This window comes from Halomonas sp. PR-M31 (assembly GCF_001039575.1).
Taxonomy (GTDB): Bacteria; Pseudomonadota; Gammaproteobacteria; order Pseudomonadales; family Halomonadaceae; genus Modicisalibacter.
In genome coordinates this window covers 1-17,691 of the sequence record NZ_JIBT01000057.1, presented here as the reverse complement: position 1 = coordinate 17,691, position 17,691 = coordinate 1, and the positions used below count along the sequence as shown (strand labels likewise).

Below are 17,691 nucleotides of genomic sequence, written 5' to 3'. Positions count from 1 at the left end.
GAGTACGCGCAGTGATCAGCGTTCGTTTCTTGTTTTTCTAGACATAGAAAGTGCACGTGGTGTGCCACCGTGTTTTTTTTATAGGAAGAACATGAGGTTATGCTCGACAAAGAGTGCTTGCCCAATCGGCGATAAACGTGTGTTACCGAAAATGATGCGGAACGTGGTGCGAAGTGGGTAAGAAGGTAACAAAGGAAGTATTTTCAGCTTTGATATAGCGAGAATATGTTTCTAGAAACGCAATTCGCCTCATTAGACCTTGGTCGTTTTTTCGACCAAGGTCTTAATTGGTGCGGGCGCGGGAGGCTTTCCTGCGTGGGATACCCAGGCGTTGGCGCCTCTCCCAAAGACATTTGCGACTGACGCCGAGTTTTTGTGCGAGTTCGGTTTCGCTCATCTGTTCCTGATGTTCGAGCACGAAGTGCTGGAAGTAATCTTCAAGTGAAAGATCCTCTTCCGCTTCCTTGGGAACACTGCGCAACGTGGCGGGTACGGGATTGCTCGTATTCGGCAAGGGTCTAGGCGACTCAAGCCCAAGATCCTCAGGATGAATGAGATGGCTTTCCGCCAGTATTACTCCACGCTCCAGAGCGTTTTCCAGTTCGCGAACATTTCCCGGCCATGGATAGTCACGAATATCGCGCCGAGCTGCGCGCGAAAGCTTCAAGCCTTCCCGGGCGTGGCGCCGGCATGCGCTATCCAGAAGAATGTCAGCGATTTTCAAGATGTCGTCTTCCCGCTCACGCAACGGGGGAAGATCGATCTGCATGACATTGAGGCGATAATACAGATCGAGACGGAACTCACCGCTGCGCGATAGCGCATGCAGATCGCGATGGGTGGCAGCGATCAGGCGCACATTCACATGGCGCGTCTCCACGGAGCCGACCTTGCGTATCTCACCCTCCTGTAAAACCCGCAGCAGCCGGGCCTGAGCATCTAATGGCAGCTCGCCAATTTCATCGAGAAACAGCGTGCCACTATCCGCCGCCTCGACCAGGCCGGTGCGTGCCGCACTGGCGCCAGTGAACGCACCTTTTTCATGGCCGAACAGTTCGGATTCGATCAGGGTTTCAGGAATTGCGGCGCAGTTGACACAGATCAACGGCGAGTTGGCACGTCGACTCTGACGGTGCAAGGCGCGGGCTACCAGTTCCTTGCCGGTGCCGGATTCGCCCTGAACCAGTACCGTGACATCCGCAGGTGCCGTCTTGCGTATGCGATCGTAAACGATCTGCATGGCAGGACAGTCGCCGATCATCTCCTGAGGTGCCGTCGCGTCCTGAACGCAGTCTTCCTGAGAAGTGGATGCATGACGATGCAATGTGGTTGCAACGGTCTTGATGAGTTCGTCGTGATCGAAAGGCTTGGCGATATAGTCGACGGCACCCTGTTTAAGTGCCTCAACCGCGGATCGCATACTGGCATAGCTGGTCATGATCAATACCGGTACCGGATCTGCCGCATCGATGAGTTCGGTACCGGGAGGGCCGGGTAAACGCAGATCACTGATGATCAGATCGAAGCGCTTGGGATCGAGAGATAAGGCTTCCTCTACCGAGCCGGCCTCGCTGATCTGATAGTCATGGCGTTCCAGTAGACGGCGTAGGGCGCTGCGAATGATGGCTTCGTCTTCAACGATCAGAATTCTGCTCATCGGCGTATGAATCATCCTGTGGTGGTTGCGGCTTGTCCTCTTGCGGTCGAGGGAAGCGGAGTGTGATGCGGGTACCCTGCGCTTGACCCGGAGCAGGCGAGTCGATTCGAATATCGCCATGATGCTCGCGGACGATGCTATACACTAGGGGCAACCCAAGCCCTGTCCCCTCTCCGGGTGCTTTGGTGGTGACAAAGGGCTCGAAAAGATGATCGCGAATCGATTCGTCAATGCCATGACCTTCATCGGTGATGCTCAATCGTATCCAGTTTTCTTGGACATCGGCATCTAGGACCACCCGACCTCCTGGTAAGCTGGCATCCCGGGCATTGCCGATCAGGTTGACCAACACTTGAACCAGACGCTGTGTATCGCCTTCGACCTGTATCTCGAGCGGACAACGATTATCAAAGGTTATATCCTCGCCCGATCGTGCCAGGTGGATCAAGTGCAGTGCCTCATCCACGAGCGGGCGCAGTTTCAGCATCGTCAGCCGAGTGTTCTGAATGTGACGTCCCCCGTGGGCGAAGCCGACCAGGGACCCGACGATGGCTGACACGCGTTGGGTCAATTGCTGAATCTGTTCGGCCGTTTGCAGAACGCTGGGATCGTCGCTGTCATAGTGCAGGTTTTGAGCCAGGGATGAAATTCCCGTGATCGGGTTGCCGATCTCATGGGCGACGCCTGCAGCCAGACGACCGATGGAGGCCAGACGCTCGCTGTGTACCAGTTCATCCTCGAGCCATTTCAGCTCGCTGTGATCTTCAATGAGAATCACCATGGCGCCATGATCGCCTTCTTCCGGCGGCAACAGCGCCCGATGCAGCGTCAGATGACGTACCTGGGATGACAGTGTCACGGCTTGCTTATAAAGATAATCCTGCGGTTCATCGTAGATGCGCTTGAAAAGATCGCCCCAGGGCGAGGGAAGTCCATCCCGATGAGCGCCGATAACATGATTGCCATCAATGCCTGAAAGCTGTGCCAGAACATCATTCCACATCAGCAATTCACCCTCCTCATCGAAGACACACAAGCCGATGGGCAAGCGCTCCAGCGTGCGGCGATGATGGCGGCGCAATCCGTCAAGCTCCCGGGCCAGTCCGGTAAAGCGAGTGCGATATGCCTCTAGACGACGCTCGACGAAGTGGATGTCGTCCGTGCTTCTTGCGCCATCTGTTCGATAGGGCAGGAAGCGATCCACGATATCTTGCGCTACGGATGGACCCATCAGCCCTGACAGATTGGCTTGAATACGATCCCGCAAGCGTCGCAGAGCATAGGGTCGGTTGTCTTGGGGGGATAGCTTCAATGCGCTTGCTGCGTTCTCCACCTCACGCCTGGCCACGTCTGGTCCTAGCGCATCGGCTAATAAATGCTTGAATTCCTCTGCGTTTCGCGCCGTCAATGGCAGGCGCTGTGGGCGAATTACGGCCTCCACGGAACAGGCTTCGGCGGCGGCGCGTTCTCCAGACGAGGTTCGAGTAACCAGGGATACCAGGATGAAGATCAGGATGTTGGCGTTGAGCGCGATTAGGGTAACGACATACCAGGCCGGTTCGTCCTGGAGCCAGGCCAGGCTGGAAGGCAGCAGTTCCATGAGCGACATCTCGCTGAGCAAGGATAGCCACATTCCTGACAGCCAGATCGTGCAGCCGGTGACAAGACCGCAGAGCATGCCCTTGCGGTTGGCGCCGGGCCAATAAAGGATCGCAAGCAGGCCAGGAAGGCATTGCACCATGCCAACGAAGGCAGTCAGCCCCATGTCTGCAAGATCGTGACGCTGTCCGACGCTGTAATAGAACAGCCAGGCACCGAAGATGACAGAGGTGATCAGAATGCGGCGCAACCAGAGTAGTCGACGGTAAAGGTTTTCCCGATTGTCCGGAGGACGTGCAACCAGCACCAGATGATTCAAGGTCATGCCTGCAAGCGCCAGCGCCACAATGATCAGCGTGCCGCTAGCGGCGGCCAGACCGGCAATGAAAACCAGACCGTCGATCCAGAAATTGGTGGATAGCTCAAACGCCAGATAAGCACCACCAGGCAGCGACGTGTCGACACCCAGGCGCTGCGCTGCCCATACGATCAAGGGTATTGGCAAGGCCATCAGCAGCAGGTAGAGCGGAAAACTCCAGCCAGCCTGCAGCAGTGCCTTGCGTGAGGGTGTTTCCGTAAAGGTCATGTGAAACATGTGCGGCATTAGGAAGGCTGCAGCAAAAAACAGCAGCAGTAGAACACGCCACTGGCCGGTATCAAGTCGCGTGATATCGTTCTGCAAGACAAGCCCCGGGCCCTCGAGCCAATTCTGTAGATCGCTGGGGCCATCGAAGACGCCGTAAAGCGCGATCACACCCAGCAGCATCAGGGCAGCCAGCTTGACCAGAGATTCCAATGCGATGACCGCCAGCAAGGTATCGTGGCGTACCGGCAGATGACTGTGGCGCGCGCCGAACATGATGGCCAGCAGTGTGATCGGAACGCAAAAGAGTAGGGCCAGCAGCGTGGGCGATTCGCTGCCGGTCAATCGTTGAAGCGCATCGCCAAGGGTCTTCAATTGCAGCCCCAGCAGCGGTATCACGGCCATCAGCGTAATAAGGGTGATCAAGGTGCCGACCCAGCGGCTGCGAAAGCGGAAAGCGAACAGGTCTGCCAGGGAGGTCAATTGATAGGTGCGCGCCAGACGCTGAATAGGTACTAGCATGACCGATACCAGTAAAAAGGCGCCGGAAACACCCAGATAGTAGGCCAGATAGCCATAGCCGACCTGAGAAGCCAGTTCGACACTGCCGTAAATGGCCCAGGCACTGGCATAGACGCCCAAAGAGAGCGAGTAGACCGTCGGGTGGTGCACGAAACGTTCTGATACCCACCCTTTTTCTACCGCCATGGCGCTTAGAAAAAGCAACGATAGATAGCTTGCCCCAAGGGCAAGAATCCCAGCAAGACTAGCGTTCATCGAGCTTTCTCTTTTGCTCCAGCCATACCCCGAGCGCTATCAGCCCACCCCAGATCAAGAAAGGGCGATACCAGGCGATATCTGGCACGCCCCAGCCGCTCATCAATACCGGCGACAGTAAATAGCCGCCGAAAACCAGAAATAGCATGATGCGATAAATGTACATGGAGGCTGTCTACTATTTCCTTTCTTGAGTCAGATGCCAGGTAACCTGCGGACACATCATTTATTCATCTTGATAGAGTAAGGCAGCGCTCGATATGTGCGCGGTTGCAGCCGGTTGCTGTCCCAGGCGGCGATAGCTGCACTTAGCTGTTCGGCAACAGGGGCATCGCTCAGGAAGGGCGGCGGCGCTTGATCGAGGGTTATCAACGCTTCATGCAGCAAGCGTCGAACCGATTTATCGTTGATGGGTAGCGCCGGCGCCAGATTCTGCTTGGAAAGCTTCTGGCCATCATCAGTGGCGATGAGTGGTAGATGAAGATAACGGGGTTGCGGCAGGTTTAGCGCTCGCTGTAACTGGCATTGCCAGGGGGTGTTGTCGAGCAGATCGGTACCCCGCACGATCTGATTGATATGCTGGTCGCCGTCATCCACGACGACTGCCAGCTGATAGGCCCATAAACCGTCCCGGCGCTTTAATACGACGTCGCCAAGCCCCGCCGGATCGAAGCATTGACGTGCAAACAGTCTGTCCTGCCAGACGATGGGGCGCTCACCTAGATCGCTACGCAGACGCCAGGCGAAAGCGCGCTCTGGATGACGCACACCGCTGCGGCACCAGCCTGGATACACGGCGTATTCTTGCCAGTCCTTGCGCGAGCAGCTGCAGGGATAGGCCAGGCCATGATCGATCAGCTGTTCCAGCGCAGCCCGGTAAGCCTCGTATCGAGTGCTCTGGTAGCAAACGTCTTCATCCCAATGCAACCCGAACGCTTCAAGCTGGCGCAGTATTTCGCTATCTGCACCAGACGGGCAGCGAGGCGGGTCGATGTCCTCGATGCGAACAAGCCAGGAGCCCTTAGCATGACGCGCATCGAGAAAGCTTGCCAATGCCGTAACCAGGGAACCGAAATGCAATGGGCCGGAGGGAGTGGGGGCGAAGCGGCCACGATAGCCGGGCATGAGTGACCCTCTTGAAACGCAAATGGGCGCCAGCGGGCGCCCATGCCAGCGGGGTGTAACGATTAGCCGCCGAGCTGCTTTTCCTTGAGCTCTGCTAGAGTCTTGCAATCCACGCAAAGCGTGGCGGTAGGCCGCGCCTCTAAACGACGAATGCCGATCTCGACCCCGCACGCTTCACAGAAGCCGTAATCGTCGTCGTCGATATTTTCGATCGTTTCGTTGATCTTCTTGAGCAGCTTACGCTCACGATCGCGGGTGCGCAGCTCCAGACTGAAGCCCTCTTCCTGAGTCGCACGATCCGCAGGATCAGCATAGTTGTTGGCGTCTTCTTGAAGATGACGCACGGTGCGATCCACTTCCTCCATCAGGTCCATCTTCCAGTCAAGTAGAATCTGGCGGAAGTGCTCCAGCTGCTTTTCGTTCATGTACTCTTCATCCGGCGCTGGCTCGTACGGGATGAATTTCTTTGGCGCTTCCGTTTTCTTTTCCGCTACTGGCATGGGGCTGCCTCATTACTCAAGTGACTTGGGCCGATGCCCGGCCGATCAAGTTGCGCTTATCATCTTCGTGCAACCTGCGGGGGCGGAGTATACCCACCCGAAGCCTTGCTTATTTAGCGAAAAAGCCAGTGTTTTGCAACCACTCAATGGTTTAAACGCTGACTATCTTGAATCGAGTCAGCTAAGATGGCCTCTTTTAGCGCTAGTGGCTACGCCAATCAACGGGCAAGGAACCCCTTGTGAATTCGAGTGTTTTATTGGCAAGGTGTGGCAGGTAATGCAGTACGCTCCCCTAACTCCAGGAATTCTACTTCGTCGCTACAAACGTTTTTTAGCGGATATCGAACTGGCCAGCGGCGAGGTCGTGGTAGCGCACTGCCCCAATACCGGCTCGATGCGCTCGACCAATGTGCCTGGATGTCGCGTATGGCTCTCTGCCAGCACCAATCCGGCGCGGAAGCTGGCCTGGACCTGGGAGTTGATCGAGCTGCCCCAGCCGGATGGTTCCATGGCGTTCTCATCAATACATACCGGACGCGCCAATGCCATCGTCGAAGAAGCGCTCCGGGCTCAGCGCATCCCGGAACTTTGCGGCTATGGTTCATTGCGGCGAGAGGTTCGGGTGGAAGATGGCCGGCTCGATTTTTGTCTTGAGGACTCGACGCGGGGATGCGCCTTCATCGAGGTCAAGCAAGTCACCCTCAAGGAAGTTGATGGTCACGGCTACTTCCCTGCCTCGGTGACAGTGCGAGGCGCACGCCATCTTGAAACGCTTGGTCGATTCGCCGCATCAGGGCAGCGTGCGGTACTGCTGTTTTGTGTAGCCAATACCGGCATCAAGGATGTGGCCCCGGCAGAGCATATCGACCCGGTTTACGCTAAAGCGCTTCGCCGAGTAGTTGGCGAGGGGGTCGAAGTGCTGGCCTATGGTTGCCGGATCGAGAGTGTCGACGGTACCCCCCAGAGTATATGTCTCGATCAACCCGTAACGCTGTCGCTTGAACGCCGCCTGAGCCAGCGGGTCCTAGACTGAGCAATAGTGATTGACCTACGACGCAACCTGATAGGAAGAGAACATGAAGCGACGAGAGTGTCTCAAGATGTTGCTTGCTGTAGTCGCCAGCACGGGATTGCCGCGGGCTGTACAGGGTAGTCCGGACTCTGGCATCAATCGTATTCGTGACCTGCGTCGGAATACATGGCTCAGCAGCGCTGAACTATTGATACGCCTGGTGGAAAGTCCTGCCCTGGTTATCGGCGAGACTCATGACAACCCGGAGCATCACCGTCTGGAGCGCTGGCTTATCGCGCAGCTAGCTGCGCGACAGGCATTGGGTGGCGTCGCTATGGAAATGCTCGACAGCGAACAGCAAACGCTGCTTGAACAGCTTGCCGAAAATGCGCAGCAAACGATGTCCGATGCTCAGTGGCAGAAGGCGCTAAAGTGGCAGCGGGGCTGGGAGTGGTCCGCCTATGGGCCGACGCTTCAACTAGCGCTGAGCCTCGATGTCCCGGTACGTGGGGCGAATCTCACCGCTTCCGAGATTCGCGAGATCGTCAAGCTTGATCTGGCGCCGGAATTGCCGCTGGTAGTAGCGCGATCACAGCGCCAGGCGCTTATGGAAGGGCACTGCGGTATGCTGCCGGAGTCCATGCTCGATGGCATGCTAGCCGCCCAGGTGGCTCGGGACCAAGCCATGGCTGCAGCACTTGCCGGCCTACCGCCGACTTCCGTGCTGGTGTGCGGTAATGGCCATGCACGCCGGGACGTTGGGGTGGCGCTACACGCCAAACAGACACCGCTATGTCTAGGCTTAGTGGAAGTGCCTCCGGGCCAGACCTGGAGATCCGCATTGCCAACAAGCGTCGACGCTGAGCCGCCTTTCGATCTGGCCTGGTTCACGATGATGGTAGCCAATCGCGAAGATCCCTGCATCGCCTTGAGGGAGCGCTTCGCGCAGTAGGTGCCCAACAAAAAAGCGTTACTCGATGAAAAAGCGTTGCATGAACGCAATCTCGGCGGGCTCTTCGTTGCGATCGAAACCTACTTCGAGGTTGAAGCGCATGGGCTCGTCTTCTTGAATGCGAAACAACGCCAGCTGATAGATGGCCTCGTCTTCGCGCACGGTGCGAAAGGCCAAGGGTTGAGATTGTCCTGCGAGATTGCCGACCTTGCCTTCCACGTTTGCCTGTACCTGCCGGACAGAACCATCCGGTTGATCCTCAAGGACGCTGACACTCAGCAGGGCCATCACCTTGCTACGCTGGATATCGTAGGCGGCGGCCACCTCCGGCGTCAGAAAACTGGTATTCACGGCGCTGTAGTGAATACGATAATCACCAATACGCTCGAGTTGTTCCGCGCTGGCAGGCAAGCTCGACAACAAGGCAAGCCAGAATAGCGCTATCGTTTGCAGAACCCTTCTCATGGTAGTTTCCCCCGTATTCCCTATTGTCATGCCCTTGATCGTTCATGGCTCCGGCCGCGGCTAATACGAAAGATGGCGGTTTCGCCAAACAGATTAGGCCACCAGCGCGAACTCCAATGGCCCTCATGATCGCCATTGCCGACGGCACGATCACTGATGATCAGACCCTTTTGCCGGCATAGATGTTCAAAATCGTTGAATGTGGACAAATGGATATTGGGCGTATCGTACCAGGCATGAGGTAACGATTTGGACACCGGCATGTAGCCCCTGATGCCCAGATGCACACGATGACGCCAATAGGCAAAGTTGGGGAAGGTGATGATGCCTTCGCTTGCCACCCGAAGCATTTCGTCAAGCATGAGATCTGGCCGGCGCAGAGCCTGAAGGGCCTGGGTCATGATGATCATGTCGTAGGCGTCGTCGTCGAAGTTGGCGAGCCCCAGGTTAAGATCCTGCTCAATGACATTGACCCCTTTCTCGAGACAGGCGGTGATGCCGTCAGGATCGATCTCAAGACCATAGCCCGCCACTTTTCTGTCCCGGGCCAAGGCATCGAGCAAGGTGCCATCGCCACAAGCCAGGTCGAGTACGCGTGCACCTTCGGGTACCCAGTCATAAATCAGCGCGAGATCTGCTCGCATCATGCCCCTTTCTCCAGATCGAGTTCTCGCGTTATCCGCTTCATGAAGCCGCCGAATACAGCTTGATAGCGTGGATCAGGCAGGAGGAAGGCATCATGTCCATGGGGTGAGTCGATGTCGACATAGCTCACGGATTTACCCGCGCGTATCAGGCTTCCACCAGTTCCCGAGAGCGGGCCGGGGCAAAGCGCCAATCCGTGGAAAAACTCACTACCAGGAAGGGGCAGCTGGCAGGTGCCAGCGCCGCCGCCAGATTACCATCGCAAGCCGCCGCCGGGTCGAAATAGTCCAGCGCTTTAGTCATCAGCAGATAGGTATTGGCATCGAAGACGGTGGAAAACATATCGCCCTGATAGCGCAGATAAGACTCCACCTGAAACTCGACGTCGTAACCGAAGTTAAGCGCGTCGCTGCGCAGATCGCGGCCAAACTTTGCGCCCATGGAGTGCTCGGACAGATAGGTGATGTGACCCACCATGCGTGCCAGCTTCAGGCCCCGCTTGGGCAAGGTGTCGTGTTCGCCGTACCAGCCGTCATGAAAGTCCGGGTCCGAGCGAATGGCTTGGCGTGCTACCTCATTAAAGGCGATATTCTGCGCCGAAAGCCGCGAGGTGGCGGCAATGACGACGGCATTGGCGATACGCTCGGGATAACTAAGCGTCCACTGCAGTACCTGCATGCCCCCCAGGCTGCCACCAACCACCGCCGCGAAATGCTTGATGCCCAGCCGATCCGCCAGCCGCGCCTGGCTGGATACCCAATCGCTCACCGTCATCAGCGGAAATGTCGGCCCCCAGGGCCGGCCGGTTGCGGGATTGGGGCTGCAAGGGCCGGTACTGCCGTGACAGCCGCCCAGGTTGTTGGGCGCGATGACGAAAAAGCGACGAGTGTCGATAGTCTTGCCGGGACCGATATGCGCATCCCACCAGCCCGGTTTGGCATCGTCTTCGCCATGATACCCCGCTGCATGATGATTGCCGGACAGGGCATGACAGATCAGCACCGCATTGCTGCGTTCGGCGTTGAGTTCCCCATAGGTCTCGTACACCAAATCATAAGCTGCCAGCGTCTTGCCGCAGGCTAGCGCAAGCGGCTCATCGAAATGAGCCTTCTGTGGTGTCACCAGGCCAACGGAGTCAGCGGGAAGCGTAATGGGCATCGTGGTTTGCTCTCAAAGGCCGAGCTTTCAAAGGCCAACTAGGGCACCAGAAACGCCCGCCGCCCGGGTCAGGGAGCCGACGACGACCCCATCGATCAGGTTGATGGCGATGAATACCACGATCGGCGACAGATCGATCATTCCCAGAGGCGGAATGACCTTGCGCACCGGTGCCATGATGGGCTCGACCAACTGAAAGATCAGGATGGCCCCAGGATGACTCGCTTGAGGCGCGACCCAGCTCAGGATGATCATGCCAATCAGCGCAAAGAAGTAGATCTTCAGAATCGCGCTAGCCAGCGCCGCGATCGAGGCGATGGCAACACCACCTAAAGGCGGCATGCCGTAGCCTGCGACCTGCATGATGGCGACGATGCTGATGGCCTTGATGATGAATCCTGCGCCCAGGGTAGCCAGATCGAAACGCCCGATAGGGCGTAGAAATCCTTGCAGGGGTTTGACTACCGGCTGCGTCGCCTTGACCACTCCCTGGCTGAGGGGGTTGTAGTAATCAGCACGCGACACCTGTAGCAGGAAACGCAGCATCAGTAGAAACAGGTAGATGTTGATCAGGGTGTTGACCAGCATCAGGCCGGCGCTTCCTAGTTGGCTGCCCATAGGGCTCCTCCGTATGAATTAAACTTTTAATCTTTCTTGCCGATCTCTTCAGACAATGCCCTGGCGCGTGCTGCACAGGCCTGGGTGGCATTGTTGAACAACTGCCGCAGGCCGCCATCTTCGAGACTTTCGATGGCCCGCTCGGTAGTGCCACCCGGCGACATGACGTTGCGCTTGAGCTGAGCCGGATCGTGTTCGCTCTGCTGAGCCATCTGGGCAGCGCCCAGGCCGGTTTGCAGTGCCAGACGACGAGCGCTTTCCGGTGGCAGGCCAAGACGTTCGCCGGCATCGATCAGGGCTTCGAAAACAAGGAAAAAATAGGCCGGCCCGCTACCGGAAATGGCAGTGACGGCTTCCAGTAACGCCTCGTCGTCGACCCACTCGACCAGGCCTACTGCTTCCAGCAGGGCGGTGGTCAGCTGGCGCTGATCTTCGCTGACTCGGGCGTTGGCGTACAGCCCTGAGGCACCGGCCCCTACCAACGAGGGGGTGTTGGGCATGCAGCGGATAATGGGTAGTCCGCCGCCGAGCCACTCGTCCAGGGTATCTGCGGTGAGACCAGCAGCGACGGAGACGATCAGCGGCTGGCGTGTCTGGACGCTGTCTCGCAGATCAGCGCAGACGTCGCGCATGATGTTGGGTTTGACCGCCAGCACCACGACATCCGCCTCGGTGACGGCAGTGTTGTTATCGCTGCTGACGTTGATGCCGTAGCGGTCGCGCAATTGCGTAAGGGTGTTGTCATGTGAGGCGGTGGCCGTGATTGCATCAGCCGGATAGCCACCGTCGATCATGCCGCCGAAGATGGCGCTTGCCATGTTGCCGGCACCGATGAAAGTGATCTTGTGTGTCATGAAAAAACCTGTGCGGTGGCAAGTTGAAAGAGTGAACGATACAGCATCAGCGATGAGATTCACGAGCGCCGAATATGGCAGTGCCCAGACGCACCAAGGTAGCGCCTTCGAGAATGGCGGCTTCCAGGTCATCGCTCATGCCCATCGAAAGGGTGTCCAGCGGTGCGTCCGGCAGGCGCTGACGCAGCCCTTCCTGAAGATTGCGCAGGTGACCCAGGGGCTGGCGCTGGCTCGCCAGGTCGGTGGCGGGTGCCGGAATGGCCATCAGCCCGCGCAGGTGCAGATTGGGGAGCGTGGCGATCTCGTCGGCAAGGGCGTCGAGTTCACCCGGTGGGATGCCGGCCTTGCTGGATTCCGCGCTGACGTTGACCTGCAGGCAGATGTTGAGTGGGCCCAAAGCGTCCGGGCGCTGTTCGGAGAGACGGCGAGCGATCTTGATTCGATCGACGCTGTGCACCCAGGAGAAGTGTTCGGCGACGGCCCGGGTCTTGTTCGACTGCAACGGCCCGATGAAGTGCCAGACGATGTCCTGTAGATCCGCGAGTTCTGCCTGCTTGTCGAGCGCTTCCTGAAGATAGTTCTCGCCAAATTCGCGCTGACCGCAGGCATAAGCCTCACGAATCAGTGTGGCAGGCTTGGTCTTGCTTACGGCGAGCAGATGCGCGTCTTGCGAAGAACGCCCGGCATTTTCGAGCGCCTCGATAAGCCGTTGCTGCGCGCGTTTTAGTGAATCGCTGACCGGAGCGTCTGACATGCCGGATCCAACCTTTTGAATGAGTAGGGAGCTAACGTGGATATTACCGAACTGCTAGCGTTTTCGGCAAAACAGAACGCCTCGGATCTGCATCTCTCCGCTGGCCTGCCGCCCATGATACGTGTCGATGGGGATATTCGTCGCCTCAATGTGCCGGCACTGGAGGATCGTGAGATAAGGTCCCTGGTCTACGACATCATGGGGGATATCCAGCGCCGGGATTTCGAGGAGTCTCTGGAAACCGACTTTTCTTTCGAGGTGCCCGGGGTGTCGCGCTTTCGTGTCAACGTCTTCAATCATGGTCGAGGTGTGGGCGCGGTTTTCCGGGTCGTACCCTCTGAGGTGTTGAGCATGGAGGCGCTGGGATTGGGGGATGTCTTCCGGCGCCTGGCATCGCTTCCGCGAGGGCTGGTGTTGGTCACCGGGCCCACCGGTTCGGGCAAGTCCACGACCTTGGCGGCGATGATCGATCATATCAATGACACCCGCTACGACCATATCTTGACTATTGAAGATCCGGTGGAGTTCGTTCATGTCAGCAAGCGCTGCCTGATCAATCAGCGGGAGGTGCATCGTGATACTCGCGGTTTCAGCGAGGCATTGAGATCGGCGCTGCGGGAAGACCCGGACGTGATCCTGTTGGGTGAAATGCGTGACCTGGAGACGATTCGTCTGGCGTTGACCGCTGCCGAGACCGGCCATCTGGTGTTCGGGACGCTTCATACCACCTCTGCAGCCAAGACCGTCGACCGGATCATCGATGTCTTTCCCGGCGACGAAAAGGCCATGGTGCGCTCCATGCTTTCTGAATCCCTGCAGGGCGTCATTGCCCAGACGCTGCTCAAGCGGCATGGCGGCGGACGGGTGGCTGCGCACGAGATCCTCGTGGCCAATTCTGCGGTACGCAACCTGATTCGCGAAGACAAGGTGGCACAAATTTACTCCGCCATTCAGACCGGCGGTGGGCAAGGCATGCAGACCCTGGACGCGTCCCTGGCAAGACTGGTCAGCGAAAATCTCGTGACTCGTCAAGAAGCTCAGGCGAAGGCCAAGGGCACATTGCCGGAAATGGGCGCTTAAAAAGTGCGCGGCGCTGGCCGATAACAATCAAGAATCAACAGGAGTGCCAGGGTATGACGCCGGCAGAGTGGTTAGAGCAGTTGTTGAACATCATGGTCGAGAAGGAGGCTTCGGACTTGCTTATCTCGACCAGCGCACCGCCGAGTATGAAAATCGGCGGCAAACTGGTGGCGCTGGGGGAACAAGCACTAGCGGTGGAGCAGGTCAGTGAGCTGGTGCTCGCGACGCTACCCAATAATCATCATCAGCGTTTCGAGATCGAGCGAGAGGCCAATTTCGCGCTGAGCCTTGCGGGCAAAGGACGCTTTCGCGTCAGTGCTTTTTACCAGCGTAGCCAGATGGCCATGGTCGTACGTCGTATCGCCTACGATATTCCGCACATCGATGAGCTATCGCTTCCCCAGGCTGTTGCGGATCTGTCAAACATCAAGCGCGGCCTGGTATTGGTGGTGGGCGGTACGGGAACAGGCAAGTCCACGACCTTGGCCTCGATGATTCAGCATCGTAATGAAACCCAGGGTGGACATATCATCTGCATCGAGGACCCGATCGAGTACATTCATCCGCATCATCGCGCCATCGTCAATCAGCGCGAGGTGGGGATCGATACCGAATCCTTCGAGATAGCCCTCAAGAATACCTTGCGCCAGGCGCCGGATGTCATCCTGATAGGAGAAATACGCACTCGGGAAACCATGGAGCATGCGCTGACCTTTGCCGAGACCGGTCATCTTTGTCTGGCGACACTGCACGCCAATAATGCCAATCAGGCGCTGGATCGCATCATCAATTTTTTCCCGGCGGAGCGTCACGACCAGATCTGGCTCGATCTATCGCTCAACCTCAAGGCGGTTATTGCTCAGCAGCTCGTGCCTGATTTAGATGGCAAGACCCGACATGCCGCAGTGGAGCTCATGCTGCGTACTCCGCTTATCAGCGATCTGATCCGCAAAGGAGACATCGTCGGCATCAAGACAACCATGGCGCGCTCCCAGGATCACGGCATGCAAACCTTTGACCAGGCCCTTTACGAACTTTATCGAGAGAACAAAGTCAGCGAGGATGTCGCCTTGGTACATGCGGATTCGACCAATGATCTGCGCATGATGATCAAGTACGGTGAACAGACGTGTTCAGGCCTGGATGCTGCGGTCAGTGCCTCCGGCAGGTTTTCTTTGAAGGACGATGACTACTAGGCGCTGTAAACGCCGCCTAGCACCCGAGGGCCGCCTGCGCCGGTTACGCTGGGCAGGTTGCCGGGCAGATTCTCCAGGCGTCGCCAGGCAAGCCAACCAAAAGCGCCTGCCTCCAGCCAGTCCGGCGACCAGCCGAACTGCTCGCAGAACGCCAGCGTTACCTGAGGCAGACGTTGCTGGAGTCGTTTGAGAAGATCGCCATTGTGAGCCCCGCCGCCACAGGGGGTAAGTGTCATCGCGCCATCGACTGCCTGTTGCCGACAGGCCTGTTCGATTCCTAGCGTCACACTGGCGGCAGTCAGTTCCGCCAGAGTTGCCTGTACATCCTGAGGTGACTCATGGCCTGCCAGCCGAGCGGCAAGCCAACTCCTGTTGAAATATTCCCGCCCTGTACTTTTGGGCGGTGTACGTCTAAAGAAATCGTCATCTAGCAAGCGTTCGAGCAATGCCTCATCGACCTGACCACTGGCGGCCCATTGGCCATCGCGATCGAAGCGTTCTTGCCGATGCTGGGCGTGCCACTCGTCGAGCAAGGCATTGGCAGGTCCGGTATCGAAGCCAATGACAGAGGCCTTGGACGTAGCAGGAGGCAGCAAGGTCAGGTTGGCGAAACCGCCTAAATTAAGAACGACGCGCCATTCGTTCTCGGCGGTGAACAGCGCCGCATGAAAGGCGGGGGCAAGCGGTGCGGCCTGACCACCGGCCGCCAGATCACGGCGCCGGAAATCGGCAACGACAGGGCACTTGGTCAACTCGGCCAGTAGGCTGGGATTGTCCAATTGAAGGGTGTAGCGCGCGCTGTCTGCCTTATAGTCATTCCCAACCTTATAACCATAGGGCGCATGCTCGATGGTCTGCCCGTGGCTTCCGATTGCGCTGATCTCCTTTATCGATACACCGCTTGTATCGAGCAGTTGCCTGACGGCTTCGGCCTGTAGTTGGCAAAAGGCTGCCTCGGCAGCGGCCAGGTCTTCAAAAGCAATATTGTTAGCCTGACACAGCGATAATAGCTGCTGACGCAATTTCTCAGGCATGTCGATGCCCTTTGCGGCCAGCAATTCGGGGCGCCCCTCGCCACAGCGCACCAAGGCAGCATCGATGCCATCAAGGCTCGTGCCTGACATCAAACCAACGAACAGGGGCATTCTTCTTCTCCAAGGGTGTTTGGGTGCTCAACTGCCAAGTAAAGACATGCTAACATTCTGCCCTGTTCACACAGACAATCGTTTTTAGTGGAGAGGAGTCGATGATCGACGTTGCCGATACGCTAGCGTTACTCAAACGAGGCGCTCATGAAATATTGCTTGAAGACGAGCTAGAGAAAAAACTCCTCTCAGGACGCAAGTTACGTATCAAGGCTGGCTTCGATCCCACGGCTCCGGATCTTCATCTGGGTCATAGCGTATTATTGACCAAGATGCGTCAGTTCCAGGATTTAGGGCATGAGGTCGTTTTCTTGATCGGCGACTTTACCGGACGTATTGGTGACCCCTCCGGCAAGAATGTCACTCGCAAGCCGCTCACCGAAGAAGAGGTCAAGGCCAATGCCGAGACCTATCGCGAGCAGGTTTTCAAGATCCTCGACCGTGACAAGACAGAGGTGCGCTTCAACGCCGAATGGTTCACTACACTGAGTGCCGCGGACATGATCGAGCTTGCTGGGCAAAGCACCGTGGCGCGCATGCTCGAGCGGGACGATTTCGAAAAGCGTTACCGGTCGGGCCAGTCCATCTCCATCCATGAGTTTCTTTATCCGCTGGTACAGGGGTATGACTCGGTGGCGCTTAAAGCAGACGTAGAGCTGGGCGGCACCGATCAGAAGTTCAATTTATTGATGGGGCGCGAGATCCAGAAGCATTTTGGCCAGGAGCCTCAAGTAGTCATCACCATGCCGTTGCTTGAAGGGCTCGACGGCGTGCAGAAGATGTCCAAGTCGCTAGGGAACTATGTGGGTCTCGATGAGCCGCCCGGGGTCATGTTCAACAAGCTGGTATCCATGCCGGATAGTCTGATGTGGCGCTATTTCGAGCTGTTGTCACTCAAGAGCAATGATGAGGTAGAGAGCATTAGGCATGATATCGAAGCCGGGGCTAACCCGCGGGATATCAAGATGGAGCTGGCGCGCGAGTTGATTACGCGCTATCACGGTGAGCAGGCCGCCGCCAGTGCGCACCGCTCTGCAGGTAACCAGCTTGCCGAAGGAGAGCTTCCCGAAGATATGCCAGAGGTTGGCATCGATTTCGAGGATGATACTCAAGCGCCAATCGCAACGGTGCTCAATCGCGCCAACCTGGTCAATAACAGCGCTCAAGCAAAGGACATGCTGGGCAACGGACGAGTCAAGGTCGATGGTGAAGTCGTGCCTCGCGATCATATGCTCGAAACAGGCAGAAGCTATGTAATTCAGGCGGGTAAGAAGCGCTACGCAAGGGTTGTTCTGGCTTGAATGTCGACTATACGACCTTTGCCGTAATTTTTTACAAAAAGGGCTTGTCAGTTCCGGTCTGGATCCGTAAAGTACGCATCCGCTGCTGCCGACGAGGGCTTGCCCCGGGGTTGCAGCACCGCTCTTTAACAATTGATCAGGTAATTCATGTGGGCGCTTGTAAGCGATCGAATGCGACGTCATTTAGATCGAGGCAAGCGACTCGTCAAGAGACGTTGTGACCTTGAGCAAGATCGTGTTTGTCCTTTTGAGGGCAAAGACACAATGATT

16 protein-coding genes and 1 pseudogene are annotated in these 17,691 nt (G+C 57.2%); 5 read left to right on the top strand and 12 right to left on the bottom strand.

The window, feature by feature from the left end; translation table 11 throughout:
- Window positions 1-283 precede the first annotated feature (283 nt).
- From CH74_RS14570 to dksA, 5 genes are all read right to left on the bottom strand, one after another.
- Complete coding sequence (locus CH74_RS14570) at window positions 284-1,657, bottom strand: sigma-54 dependent transcriptional regulator (RefSeq protein ID WP_048308262.1); 1,374 nt, start codon at window positions 1,655-1,657, stop codon at window positions 284-286.
- Entirely contained in the window at window positions 1,635-4,616 is a 2,982-nt protein-coding gene (locus tag CH74_RS14565; protein WP_048308261.1) for an ATP-binding protein, read from the bottom strand. The genes CH74_RS14570 and CH74_RS14565 overlap by 23 nt, the downstream gene beginning before the upstream one ends.
- Complete coding sequence (locus CH74_RS18815) at window positions 4,606-4,782, bottom strand: hypothetical protein (RefSeq protein ID WP_048308260.1); 177 nt, start codon at window positions 4,780-4,782, stop codon at window positions 4,606-4,608. Before CH74_RS18815 ends, CH74_RS14565 begins: the two co-directional genes overlap by 11 nt.
- 56 nt (window positions 4,783-4,838) lie before the next feature.
- On the bottom strand, window positions 4,839-5,741 hold the full coding sequence (gene gluQRS, locus CH74_RS14555) for a tRNA glutamyl-Q(34) synthetase GluQRS (RefSeq protein ID WP_048308259.1): 903 nt from the start codon (window positions 5,739-5,741) through the stop codon (window positions 4,839-4,841).
- A gap of 62 nt (window positions 5,742-5,803) precedes the next feature.
- On the bottom strand, window positions 5,804-6,241 hold the full coding sequence (gene dksA, locus CH74_RS14550; protein ID WP_048308258.1) for an RNA polymerase-binding protein DksA: 438 nt from the start codon (window positions 6,239-6,241) through the stop codon (window positions 5,804-5,806).
- 277 nt (window positions 6,242-6,518) lie between these two features.
- Here dksA and sfsA point away from each other — a divergent pair, with 277 nt between their 5' ends.
- Together sfsA and CH74_RS14540 are read left to right on the top strand one after the other, a co-directional pair.
- A complete protein-coding gene (gene sfsA / locus CH74_RS14545; RefSeq protein WP_048308257.1) occupies window positions 6,519-7,274 on the top strand; it encodes a DNA/RNA nuclease SfsA in 756 nt (251 codons plus the stop codon).
- Between the two features lie 43 nt (window positions 7,275-7,317).
- Window positions 7,318-8,205 carry a ChaN family lipoprotein gene (locus tag CH74_RS14540; protein ID WP_048308256.1) on the top strand — a complete coding sequence of 296 codons (888 nt, stop codon included), beginning with the start codon at window positions 7,318-7,320 and terminating at the stop codon, window positions 8,203-8,205.
- Between the two features lie 18 nt (window positions 8,206-8,223).
- On the opposite strand, the gene CH74_RS14535 is transcribed toward CH74_RS14540, so the two are convergent.
- From CH74_RS14535 to CH74_RS14510, 6 genes and pseudogenes are all read right to left on the bottom strand, one after another.
- Window positions 8,224-8,670, bottom strand: coding sequence for a DUF4426 domain-containing protein (locus CH74_RS14535; RefSeq protein ID WP_048308255.1), 447 nt, complete (start codon window positions 8,668-8,670; stop codon window positions 8,224-8,226).
- Between the two features lie 26 nt (window positions 8,671-8,696).
- A complete protein-coding gene (gene metW, locus CH74_RS14530; protein WP_048308285.1) occupies window positions 8,697-9,314 on the bottom strand; it encodes a methionine biosynthesis protein MetW in 618 nt (205 codons plus the stop codon).
- A pseudogene (locus CH74_RS14525) lies at window positions 9,314-10,473 on the bottom strand (homoserine O-acetyltransferase). Before CH74_RS14525 ends, metW begins: the two are co-directional and overlap by 1 nt.
- A gap of 27 nt (window positions 10,474-10,500) precedes the next feature.
- Window positions 10,501-11,091 (bottom strand): YggT family protein, encoded by a 591-nt coding sequence (locus CH74_RS14520; RefSeq protein WP_048308254.1) that lies wholly within the window; start codon window positions 11,089-11,091, stop codon window positions 10,501-10,503.
- A 26-nt stretch (window positions 11,092-11,117) separates the two neighbouring features.
- Window positions 11,118-11,945 carry a pyrroline-5-carboxylate reductase gene (gene proC / locus CH74_RS14515; protein WP_048308253.1) on the bottom strand — a complete coding sequence of 276 codons (828 nt, stop codon included), beginning with the start codon at window positions 11,943-11,945 and terminating at the stop codon, window positions 11,118-11,120.
- 46 nt (window positions 11,946-11,991) lie between these two features.
- Complete coding sequence (locus CH74_RS14510; protein WP_048308252.1) at window positions 11,992-12,699, bottom strand: YggS family pyridoxal phosphate-dependent enzyme; 708 nt, start codon at window positions 12,697-12,699, stop codon at window positions 11,992-11,994.
- A gap of 36 nt (window positions 12,700-12,735) precedes the next feature.
- On the opposite strand from CH74_RS14510, the gene CH74_RS14505 reads away from it, so the two are divergent.
- Both CH74_RS14505 and CH74_RS14500 read left to right on the top strand, forming a co-directional pair.
- Window positions 12,736-13,779 carry a type IV pilus twitching motility protein PilT gene (locus CH74_RS14505; protein ID WP_048308251.1) on the top strand — a complete coding sequence of 348 codons (1,044 nt, stop codon included), beginning with the start codon at window positions 12,736-12,738 and terminating at the stop codon, window positions 13,777-13,779.
- A gap of 53 nt (window positions 13,780-13,832) precedes the next feature.
- Window positions 13,833-14,975 (top strand): PilT/PilU family type 4a pilus ATPase, encoded by a 1,143-nt coding sequence (locus CH74_RS14500; RefSeq protein ID WP_048308250.1) that lies wholly within the window; start codon window positions 13,833-13,835, stop codon window positions 14,973-14,975.
- Here CH74_RS14500 and CH74_RS14495 read toward each other — a convergent pair.
- A complete protein-coding gene (locus CH74_RS14495; RefSeq protein WP_048308249.1) occupies window positions 14,972-16,120 on the bottom strand; it encodes an anhydro-N-acetylmuramic acid kinase in 1,149 nt (382 codons plus the stop codon). The genes CH74_RS14500 and CH74_RS14495 overlap by 4 nt on opposite strands.
- Before the next feature lie 101 nt (window positions 16,121-16,221).
- On the opposite strand from CH74_RS14495, the gene tyrS reads away from it, so the two are divergent.
- The gene (tyrS, locus tag CH74_RS14490; RefSeq protein ID WP_048308248.1) at window positions 16,222-17,421 is read left to right on the top strand and encodes a tyrosine--tRNA ligase; all 1,200 of its coding nucleotides are present in this window, start codon (window positions 16,222-16,224) and stop codon (window positions 17,419-17,421) included.
- The last annotated feature ends 270 nt before the right edge of the window (window positions 17,422-17,691 follow it).

Coding starts and splice junctions, on each gene's coding strand:
- CH74_RS14570 (WP_048308262.1), bottom strand. CDS start 1,657: ATGAGCAGAATTCTGATCGTTGAAGACGAAGCCATCATTCGCAGCGCC.
- CH74_RS14565 (WP_048308261.1), bottom strand. CDS start 4,616: ATGAACGCTAGTCTTGCTGGGATTCTTGCCCTTGGGGCAAGCTATCTA.
- CH74_RS18815 (WP_048308260.1), bottom strand. CDS start 4,782: ATGTACATTTATCGCATCATGCTATTTCTGGTTTTCGGCGGCTATTTA.
- gluQRS (WP_048308259.1), bottom strand. CDS start 5,741: ATGCCCGGCTATCGTGGCCGCTTCGCCCCCACTCCCTCCGGCCCATTG.
- dksA (WP_048308258.1), bottom strand. CDS start 6,241: ATGCCAGTAGCGGAAAAGAAAACGGAAGCGCCAAAGAAATTCATCCCG.
- sfsA (WP_048308257.1), top strand. CDS start 6,519: ATGCAGTACGCTCCCCTAACTCCAGGAATTCTACTTCGTCGCTACAAA.
- CH74_RS14540 (WP_048308256.1), top strand. CDS start 7,318: ATGAAGCGACGAGAGTGTCTCAAGATGTTGCTTGCTGTAGTCGCCAGC.
- CH74_RS14535 (WP_048308255.1), bottom strand. CDS start 8,670: ATGAGAAGGGTTCTGCAAACGATAGCGCTATTCTGGCTTGCCTTGTTG.
- metW (WP_048308285.1), bottom strand. CDS start 9,314: ATGCGAGCAGATCTCGCGCTGATTTATGACTGGGTACCCGAAGGTGCA.
- CH74_RS14520 (WP_048308254.1), bottom strand. CDS start 11,091: ATGGGCAGCCAACTAGGAAGCGCCGGCCTGATGCTGGTCAACACCCTG.
- proC (WP_048308253.1), bottom strand. CDS start 11,945: ATGACACACAAGATCACTTTCATCGGTGCCGGCAACATGGCAAGCGCC.
- CH74_RS14510 (WP_048308252.1), bottom strand. CDS start 12,699: ATGTCAGACGCTCCGGTCAGCGATTCACTAAAACGCGCGCAGCAACGG.
- CH74_RS14500 (WP_048308250.1), top strand. CDS start 13,833: ATGACGCCGGCAGAGTGGTTAGAGCAGTTGTTGAACATCATGGTCGAG.
- CH74_RS14495 (WP_048308249.1), bottom strand. CDS start 16,120: ATGCCCCTGTTCGTTGGTTTGATGTCAGGCACGAGCCTTGATGGCATC.
- tyrS (WP_048308248.1), top strand. CDS start 16,222: ATGATCGACGTTGCCGATACGCTAGCGTTACTCAAACGAGGCGCTCAT.